At 58.9% G+C, this 9,762-nt stretch carries 5 protein-coding genes and 1 pseudogene; 5 read left to right on the forward strand and 1 reads right to left on the reverse strand.

Annotated features, from left to right (window positions below; translation table 11 throughout):
- The first annotated feature begins 1,078 nt into the window (after window positions 1-1,078).
- Both GSQ92_RS25760 and GSQ92_RS31190 read left to right on the forward strand, forming a co-directional pair.
- A complete protein-coding gene (locus GSQ92_RS25760) occupies window positions 1,079-2,968 on the forward strand; it encodes a mechanosensitive ion channel family protein (RefSeq protein ID WP_159014440.1) in 1,890 nt (629 codons plus the stop codon).
- Window positions 2,969-3,314: 346 nt separating this feature from the next.
- Window positions 3,315-3,839 (forward strand): annotated as a pseudogene (locus GSQ92_RS31190) (transposase); the annotation flags it as partial.
- 526 nt (window positions 3,840-4,365) lie between these two features.
- Here the strand turns inward: GSQ92_RS31190 and GSQ92_RS25770 are convergent.
- On the reverse strand, window positions 4,366-5,430 hold the full coding sequence (locus GSQ92_RS25770; protein WP_159014444.1) for a hypothetical protein: 1,065 nt from the start codon (window positions 5,428-5,430) through the stop codon (window positions 4,366-4,368).
- Window positions 5,431-7,562: 2,132 nt separating this feature from the next.
- On the opposite strand from GSQ92_RS25770, the gene GSQ92_RS25780 reads away from it, so the two are divergent.
- The 3 genes from GSQ92_RS25780 to GSQ92_RS30450 all read left to right on the forward strand — a co-directional run.
- Entirely contained in the window at window positions 7,563-7,979 is a 417-nt protein-coding gene (locus tag GSQ92_RS25780) for a CopG family transcriptional regulator (RefSeq protein ID WP_159014446.1), read from the forward strand.
- A gap of 119 nt (window positions 7,980-8,098) precedes the next feature.
- A complete protein-coding gene (locus tag GSQ92_RS25785; RefSeq protein ID WP_159014448.1) occupies window positions 8,099-9,370 on the forward strand; it encodes a PHB depolymerase family esterase in 1,272 nt (423 codons plus the stop codon).
- Window positions 9,371-9,489: 119 nt separating this feature from the next.
- Window positions 9,490-9,762, forward strand: a 273-nt coding sequence (locus GSQ92_RS30450; protein WP_216856957.1) for a host attachment protein, incomplete at its 3' end; no start/stop codon positions are given.

Raw genomic sequence — 9,762 nt, forward strand, 5'->3', positions numbered from 1 at the left:
GTAGCCATAGCAGTAGATGTATTTCCCATCTTCTTTGTTCCCGACCCTGACTGGCATCGCGAGCCTTGCTTCGCGCAGTCTGATGTCCAGCTGAGCAGTACCCTGTCGTTCGTGAAGTGTAGATCGACGGCGTGGAATGACCCGGCCCCAGATCAATAGGGTCAACGACTTATCGTGCCGATCGACCTCGGGCCCCACGCCGATTTACATCCAGTGTGGCTATTCCCGCTTCACTGGAACGTCCGCCGTGCCCGACCAAGCCATTCCGGCGCCGAGGATCCCGAGGTCGTGCGTGGGGCGCCGCATTGCCTCGCCTGAAATGCTCCCCAGGCGATGGCCTGGGGGACGAGTATGAGGAAGGTGAGCATGGCGACACGCCGGGAATAGGTGCGGGCGATCACTGAGAGGGACGTCTCGTCCAGGCGGAGCGATAAGACCAAAGTTCTGGATGAGTTCGTGGCGCTGACGGGTCATCATCGCAAGCACGCAATGCGACTGTTACGAGCGCCGCGCGGCTCCTCAACCGATGCCGGAGGCGGCAAAAGGCTCGAAAAATGATGTAGCCACCGACTTTGGCTGGACGAAATGGCAATAGCGAGGGTTTAACCGCTTGAAGGCAATGGCATCTGAATAGGTTGGGCACAGTATTGACCCTCGAGTCACGGCATTCGGAGCCGACGCGCCGACAAAAAACGTGGGCGATAGTAGATGTGCGCCGTATCGTGCCGTTACTGGCGATACTCATGGTCCTTGGAAGCACCGCCTTCGCGAATGGGCCATGGTCCGGCTATTGGGCGACGACGTGGCGCGATGGTGGCGCGCGACTGCACCTCGATCAACAGGGCGATAAGGTCAGAGGCACTTATCCGCTCTACGGCGGCAAGATAATGGCGATCGCCAGGGACGGCGGCTGGAAGGGCGATGGTCCGAGAGTGATAGAAGCGGTGCTTTCGTCTTCTACATGGACCCGTCTGGCAATAGTTTCAGTGGCCGCTTTGACGCTGGGGAATGGTGGACTGGCGGCCGCTCCGCTATTCCCGAGGCCTCGCCAGCATTCAACCATAAGAGTCCTCGCGAGGTGCTGCGGCGTTTCATCATCGACTGCAACATAGCCAGGAGCGGGCGGCCCGACGAATGGGGCAACGCGTTGCTGAATATAGATTTCGACGACGCATCCACGCCGACCTCGCTCGGTGAGAAGCTTCAGCGCGTCCGCGACCTGTTTGACGTCATTGACATGACTACCTTTCGAGTCTGGTCAGTGCCTGATCAGGCGCCCGGCCAACGCCTGAATGTTCGGCTCGAACAGTCCGGAACGGATGCCGCATTGACGCTGGCCATGGTGCAAGACTCCATGGGAGAGTGGCGCATTCGCATGCCAGATGCCGCTGCGCTCGCAGCCGATCGCGACGCTCTACTGGCCGCCCGTGGAGGACAGACACCTGACGCGGGTGCCTTCAGGAAGCTGCAGAACCCGCGCGACACCATGCGTAGCTTCCTTGAAGGCATGGCAGATTGGAACGGCGCCGGCCGCGCGCTCGCGCTGTCAACGCTTGACCTTTCCGGCATACCCGAAGTGCTGCGTACTCAGCAGGGCGCGCTCGTTGCTCAGTATCTCCGCCGCGTGCTCAACCAAATTGGACTGGTCGGCCTGCAAGCAATTCCAGATGACGGCAAGGACCGAACTCCCTATGTGCATTTCAGTCATCCCATGGGTCGTATCGTCATCGCGCCAAACGGGACTGAAACTAACGCGCCCTGGCAGTTTACCGCCGAAACCGTGGCGAATGTAGCAAACCTCTATACGGTATTAGACGAACTGCCACCTCCCCTTGCTACACCACCTGGCGCCATTCCAGCAGCGCCCTTCTTTACCCTCCGTGGCGCCGTCCGCACCCACGCGCCTGGTCTGCTTGGCCGGCTGGGGCCGGTCGAGTATTGGCAGCTGATCGGCGCCCTGTGCGTGCTGGCCGCCGCCGCAATGATCGGGGTTCTGATTGCCTGGCCGACCCGCCTCGCCATCGCCCGTCTCGCGGGCGATGGCGCGCGTCAACCCCGGTGGTTCTCCTGGGCGGTTGCGATCACCTTTGCACTCGTATTCGCGAACAAGTTTCCTACCGTGCTCGGCGTGCCCGAGCAGATCCGTCGCGTTACCTACCCAATAATCGGTTCGATTCTAATCATCGCCGCAGCTGGCGCCGTCTGGCATCTGCTCGGTGCTGCTAGTCTCGCATTGCAGCGGCTATCTGACCGGACCGTCAGCGCCGCCGACGATATCCTTTTCAGCCTTCTGCTAGCGGCGGCACGACTCGGAGTAGTCATCGCCGCTTTTCTAGGGTTCGCCTATTTCCTCTCAATTCCCACAAGCGGAGTCTTGGCCGGCCTCGGCATTGGCGGCCTCGCTTTCGCGTTCGCGTCGCGCGAGACGCTTTCAAACGTGTTCGGCGCCGGCATCCTAGTCGCCGACCGTCCCTTTCGTCGGGGCGATTGGATCACGGCCGGCGATATCGACGGAGCAGTCGAGCACGTGGGCATCCGTTCGACGCGGGTGCGCAGCGCGCAGGATAGTATCGTGGTGGTTCCCAATGGCAAACTCGCCGACTCTACGATAAATAACCTAGGCACGCGCCGTCACCGTCTTTTCAAAACCCAATTCGTTGTCACTTCGGGCGGTACGCCAGAGCGGCTAGATCGGTTCGCGTCAGCGTTGCGTGAACGAGTCGCCAGCGACGACTCCTTTGTCGCACGGCGCACCGATGTCGGAGTTTGCGGCGTTAGTGAAGCGGGGATTCAATTTGAATTGACGACCTATCTCAATGCTTCAACTTCGAGCGCAGAACGCGCAATCAAACACGTCTTGCTCATCGACGTCTTACGGCTAGCAGAAGGGATCGGCCTGCGCCTCGGAAAAGGAATGCTCGACTCGGAACCGGATGATCTGGGCAACAAGCAGGAGGTAGATCCGTGAGTCCGTGTGTTCGCCTGCCGGACAGGGGGTGGTTCGCCTTTCGGAGAGGAAAGGCCTACCCTCCACAGCACTTTCATCGGAACAGTAAGCGTATTTCAGTCGGGGAAAACACCGCCTTCGTTCATCAAGAGGCTATGCTGTATGAATCGCCATGGTGGATCTCAGACCGCAACCCGCTGTCAGGGTTAGACTGCGGAGCCGGCACTTGGAAACCGGCTTCCGGGACAGGCATGGGCTTCCTTAGCTTAGATCACCATCATTGGCTCCGCAGCTGTAAGCTTCTTGATCTTCCCCCCGCATCGGTGGACACCTCTGATACGCTCCTCTTGGAGCTGCAAGATGAATGATGAGCAAGACGAAGCGGGAATTCACGCCTGAGTTCAAGCGTGAGGCGGTCGCCTTGCTAGAGAGCAGCGGCCGGCCATTGACGCAGGTCGCGGCGAATTGGGCATCCAGCCCTCGATGTTGCGGGCGTGGCGGAGGGTGATGCAGGGCGGGGACGCAGGGCCACGGCCGCGGGTGAGGTTGGAAGGCGGGATGACAACGTCCAGCGGTTCTCCAGCGGTTCTCGCGTTGCAAAACGCGAAACTCAAGCTCGAACTGGATTGGACGCGCATGGAGCGCGATGTGCTAAGAAAAGCCATCGGCATCCTTCGCGTAGGTGCCGAGATGAGGTTTACGTTCATCGAGTAGCATGTTGGCACCTTTCCGGTCCGCCTCATGTGCCGCGTGCTCGAGGTTTCACCGAGTGGTTTCTATGCTTGGCGGTCGCGGCCGGATAGCGCGCGGGCAGCCAGTGACCGGCACTTGCTGGGCCAAGGCGCATCGGCTCCAAGCACAGCATCATGGTCGATACGGCAGTCCCAGGATGCGATGCCGGGCGGTATGGAATGCGGTTGCGTCTCTCAACTCGGTGGACTCGATCCGCGCGAACATTGCGGTCTCGCTCCATAACTGGTTCCACGATCCGTCGGCATCGGCGGTCTGCGAACTTGATCGAGTAGGACCGTCTGAAGTCTTCGCAATTCCTGAACCAGACCGAGAGGCCCAGCTGGATGCATGTTGCCGCTTCATGAAAGTTATGCGAAGCGGGTGCAGTTAGGATGATGAATACCATGGCAGTAGTCGCCGAGAGCTGATATTGAAAACTGTCTCGTCCACTGACGGGATAAACTCCGAGTTACATGAGAAGCCAAACTTACCCAGTCGCTTCGGCGGCTGGGTTTTTCTTTCCAAAAGGCGATCCTGACGTGGTCGCAAGAATGGAAGCCGATGGTTGATACCTTCAGCTTCCATCTTAATCGGTCTCATCTTCCTAATGAAGGCGGAAGACGACCTCAAAATCTTCGACGTCAGATCTTGTTAAGTTGCCCAAATCTCAACTCGACCGACGTCCGTCAGACACTATGCCCGGTCGCAAAATCGACGCTGGGCGGCCCTGCAATTGGGCCTGCCATTGCTGAACCAATGGGCGTCATCGTTGTCAGTGCCGTAATGCCTAGAGTCTTGTTCGCAGCAGCGGCCGCTCCCGCGGTCAGCGTTAATGCTCCACCGGCGCCCAGGTTGAAGACAGCGAGATTGCCGACAGACTTCCCATTCAGTTCGACGTTCGCGTCCACGACGTCATTCTTGGTGTCGATGAACAGGTCTTTCAGTGATACCATGCCTACCAAGTTCCCCAGCGCGATTCCACTTCCTGTATGTAGAATTTCAGCGCTTGACGCGTCTTCGGAGCCTCCGGTAATCGGAAAATTAGCAACTGGGACAGCTCCACTGAGGTCCAGACTGCCGAAACCAAGATTTTTCACTGCTACGCCAAGCGACGCCAGTATCGCCGCAGATCCCAAAGTGACTGAAGTGGCGCCCCCGACAATCGGCGCTGTGGTGCCCGCAGGAGGCGGCGGCGTTGGGGAGATAAACTGCAGGGATGGTTGTCCGAGCGAGAAAGGATTAATGAGCGGCGATACGATCGCAGTCCCGATCGTGGTAGACGAAGTGATTGCGTCAGTTCCAAGGGTCGTGTCGACAGCACCGGCCGCCGCCGTCGTTAAAGTCAGCGTTGGACCGAAGACACCGCGGCCGAGATCGAAAACCGGCACGTTTCCGGCAAGCTGTCCATCTATGGTGACGTTGGCATCGATCGTTCCATTCAGGGTGTCAACGTTGAAATCGGTTAGAGAGATACTTCCCTTGCTGTCACTAAGTTCAAGGCCGCTTCCTTGGTGTAATACCGACTCACTGCCGTTTAGCAGGTTTCGTGTGCCACCCGTAATTGGGAAATTCGCGACTGGCGTGCCGCCCGATGACGTCACCGTGGTCGATCCCAGTCCTGCGACAGTGACTCCCAGGGAGGTCAGAGTTCCCGCCGAGGTAAGATAGACGGACGTTTTCCCGGTCAGGATTGGCTGTTCATTGAGACTAGATAACAGATAGCCGAAGGGATTATTGTTTGAGAGCGACATGGAGCCTCCTCGGTCATTTTGACCATTGATTTGAAATTTGAATAACCGCAGTCCGTCAGGCGACCAGAGCTACGCTCCGGCCCAATACCTGTCGGCTTTCAACACGGATTTGGACGCAGGGATCACGCTTTTGTGAACGAGACGGTGTAGCGTCGGCGCTCAGGCGAAGCGGGCGGCTAGTAGTCGAGGAAGGCCCGTAGGATTGCGAGCGCGAGCGCCAGAACCGCAATCACTGCAAAAACAACGCTACTACGGTCATTATTCGCACCCAGAGAGGATCGCTGTCGAGACTCACGGTACCGTAGAACTGGTTGAGGCTTTTACACTTTAAACTCGCAACCACCTGCGCGACACTCTGGGGGCCGCGGCGTTAGCGACAGGTGAGGCTAGAGTAACCGACAGCTTGCCGGGGCTGACGCCCCTAGCTGTCAACACGTGATCACATTGCTGCTCACGTCTTGAGCCCTTGGACGCAAGTGGGTCTGCATCGGCTCTAACAGGCCCTGGCATGGGATGCGGCGGGCGCCACTCGTCTGGTCTTGGGCGCTCCCCGGCGGCGTAAGTCTTCAGCACCAATACCAACATACACGCCATAGCTGAGTACAGACAAAGGGCATGGAGTGACAGAAAAGTTCGTCGACTCAACACACTTGCAGCCTTGAAAAGACAGGTTAGAATGTGCAGAAACTATCCCGGTTTCCGCCGAACGGTATTCGAATATTGCCGTGCCTGGACGGGCGGAGAGGGTGGGTTGCCGTAATTGGATGACCGCTGGGCTCTGCGCCTTGACTCCGGGTGGCAGTGGGTTGATCGAGCAGAGCAGGGGAAGGGTCGTGATGACGGCACTCGCACAGGCCACTGGGTGAAAAATGCCTGTGCCCAAGCTCCCGTTGGGATTCGTTGTCCGTCCAGTGACATGATGTGCGGCCTTCTCAGACCCAGCCGTCGTGCCACGGCGCTCGTTTTCGGCTTGCAACATTGTTCGGCTGCCTTCTTCGCGGTGACTCATGATCAAACCACGCGAAGAGGCGGCGCGTTTGATCAGGCGACATCGTTCTCCACCAGCCTGCTTCTGACCTGCCTCTTCCGGCATGATGCGTCTGTTGCTCGGTTTGCTCCCTTGCGGGAGCCATTGCCAGCTGACGATCCCCTGTTTGCACGCGAGGAAATCGTCTTCAGTCCGCATTGTGCGGCCCTAACGGCCGGACGTTTGGTAGAAATGGGCAAGGCAACAGTGCGAAACGTGCTCGCAGCCTTTGACGGGACATTGGATCCAGCTCTGGTTGTAAATCACCTCAGCCTTGTGGGATATTAGGACCGACGTAACTCACAGAAAAAAGCCAGCAGGCCGATCAATAGTCGGGTGCACCTTTGTCCAGATCTAGCTAGCGTATGGCAGATCGAGAGAGGTGCCGCCCCGGCATTACAATGGGCCGTCTATTAATACGCGATTAGAACCCTAAGCGCGTATAGAGTGTGGTGGCGCCAGACGGCGTAGGGGCCGACAAATTGCGCACTCTGCCCGTTAGAAGGAGACGCAGAGGCCCCGTCTCGAGCACGCTTTGCAGCCAGGCTGCGGCCAACATCTCAGGCGTATGCTCAACCGCCTCCACAATTGAGGCCACAGCCCCGAGGTGGGTTATGTAATCCTCACCGGAATACTTGCGCACCTGGCCAGCATGGGCAGCTGTCGCGAACGCCTTCGCACGAGCGACAACGTCGCTCGCTCCGCATCCGTCATGGCTGTCCCTACTGTCGATCTTTATGATCCGTAGCGTGCCCGTTGAGCGTGTCACCGCACCATAATCGGCCTTTTGCCTTCTGCGAAGGCACTTGATGGCTGTGATAAGCCTTTCGCATAGGAAAAGGGCATCAACCCACCCACCGATTGGGCTCGGGGTTCAATGCTAGACCCAGGCGTGACGCTGGTGACGGCGTGAGGGTCCAGCAATAGTCGAAGCGCTTGGTACCGCGTTTGGTCAGATCGACCCGCCGACGCGGGAATTGACCGGGCCCCGCTCTAGGCGACGCATGGCACGACCCTGTCATAGCGGAACATAAGTGCCTCTATCAGCTCCCTTGACGCCCGCCGTTGGCCATCCATATACCATCCATTTGGATGGAGGGCGATCATGGGCACAGTGCATGACATACGGACTAAGACAGCCGATAGCGAGAAGATCACGATCAACCTGGGTTACGTCGATCTCGGCCATATCGATCTGATGGTGAAGGATGGGTTCTATTCGAACCGGACAGACTTCATCCGAACCGCTATTCGCAATCAGCTCGATCGCCACGCTGACGTGGTCCGCCAGTCCGTGGCGCGAAAGACCCTCGACATTGGTCTAGCGCATTACGGCCGCGGCGACCTTGAGGCGGTGCAAAACCGCGGTGAGATGCTGCACATCAACGTGCTGGGCTTGGCCACCGTCGCCCGAGACGTCACGCCCGAGTTGGCCCGCGCGACCATCGCCTCGGTGACGGTCTTGGGTGCGCTCCATGCCAGTGCCGAGGTCAAGGCCGCCTTGGCGGACCGAACGAACTAAATCAACGCTGACGGGCCAAGCGTCGCCCGTCAAAACGACGACGATCCACTATCGACGGAAGCCGATATCGGTTCCGCACGGGATGCCTGATGGGGTCCCAAAACACGGAAGTCACAGCCATGAAGAATCACCTGCCTGACGGGCTGCTACAGGCGACACGTTTGACAACGGGAGGCCGTCTTGCGGAGGCCACCGCCGCTTTGCAGAACATGCTTGCCGGTCGACCAGCGAGATCAAACGCCGATGTGAACCCGCAACTGAACCCTCTTACGATCGAAGGCGTGGTCGAACCGGCAAGATCGGCGAGGGGCGACCACGCACCACAAACATGGGCCAGGTTCGGTAAAGCCGGCGGCGGCAGGACCTTTGCCTCCGGGCAGTTCAATTTGAAGCCGGCGGTCTCTCATCCGTCATGCAATTTCTTTGGGCAAGGCACCCACGGCAATTTCCAGTTGCCGGTCGGTGGTCTAACTCCACTGTCTCCGAACCGGGCCCCAGTCATCGTGCCGGATGGTGCGCGGTTTCTTGCCAAGACCTTCAGCAACCAGGCCGGCAGCCGCCCTTATAAGCTTTATGTGCCCAGCGGCTACCATGGACAAGCCGTGCCACTGATCGTGATGCTGCACGGCTGCACACAGTCGCCGGATGATTTCGCCGTCGGCACGCAAATGAACGCTGCTGCGGAGAAACATACGATCCTCATCGCCTATCCTGGGCAGACAAGCTCTGCAAATATGCAGAAGTGTTGGAACTGGTTCAGTGAAGGCGACCAACGGCGTGATCGGGGTGAGCCCTCACTTATTGCCGGGATCACTCGCGAAGTAATGCGCGACTTTGAAGTCGATGAACGACGTGTTTATGTCGCCGGGCTTTCGGCGGGCGGAGCAGCAGCCGCGGTTATGGGAAACGCATACCCGGATCTCTACGCCGCGATAGGCGTGCATTCTGGGCTGCCCTGCGGAGCAGCACGGGACATGCCCTCGGCATTCGCCGCGATGCAGCGTGGCGGGAAAGGCTTCACACATGAGACAGCGATGTCGCCCCAATCCGAAACCCTCGGGCGACTTGTCCCAGCCATCGTCTTCCATGGCGACCGTGACACCACCGTAAATCCGGTCAATGCTGACGCGGTTGTTGTTCAGTCCGCTCAGGGCGAGGCGCTGAGGGCGCGGGTTGAGAGCGGCCAGGTTCCAGGCGGTCTGGCCTATAGCCGCACGCTGCATGATGACGCGACTGGGACCACAATGATTGAGCATTGGCTCGTCAAAGGCGCCGGCCATGCCTGGTTTGGTGGCAGTCTCTCGGGCTCATACACCGAGCCAAGCGGGCCCGACGCGACAGGGGAGATGCTGCGCTTCTTTCTGGAACACCCGCGCCAGGCATCGGCGTAGCACGCGGACTTCAGCGCGATGCCTGGGCCGCGAGGTTCCTCCAGAAATGAGAGCCACTGTTCTGGCTTATGCCGGAACAGTGTTTTCTTCTCATTCCGGCTTTCAGATAAGGGTTGCCCATGAGCACACATGACACGACCTGGTACGTAGTCGCAGATGGCGGTAAGGCCCGCATCCTCACCCGCCATGATGACCACTTTCACACGATCCATACCTTCAATGCGGAGGGCACCGGCGACATTGACGAAGATGCCTCCAAGGGGGAGCATCAGCTAAAGGCACCTCACGCTGATCCCAAGGCCGAGATTAAGCACGAGTTCGCGCGGGTCGTTGCGGACTATCTTAATCGCGCACCGGCGTCGGAAGTGCAGGACATTGTCTTGGCCGCCCCT

The organism is Acidisoma sp. S159 (genome assembly GCF_009766125.1).
GTDB lineage: Bacteria > Pseudomonadota > Alphaproteobacteria > Acetobacterales > Acetobacteraceae > Acidisoma.

Excerpts from the sequence above, each read along its gene's own strand:
- GSQ92_RS25780 (WP_159014446.1), top strand. The coding sequence starts at position 7,563 with ATGGGCACAGTGCATGACATACGGACTAAGACAGCCGATAGCGAGAAG.
- GSQ92_RS25770 (WP_159014444.1), bottom strand. The coding sequence starts at position 5,430 with ATGTCGCTCTCAAACAATAATCCCTTCGGCTATCTGTTATCTAGTCTC.
- GSQ92_RS25785 (WP_159014448.1), top strand. The coding sequence starts at position 8,099 with ATGAAGAATCACCTGCCTGACGGGCTGCTACAGGCGACACGTTTGACA.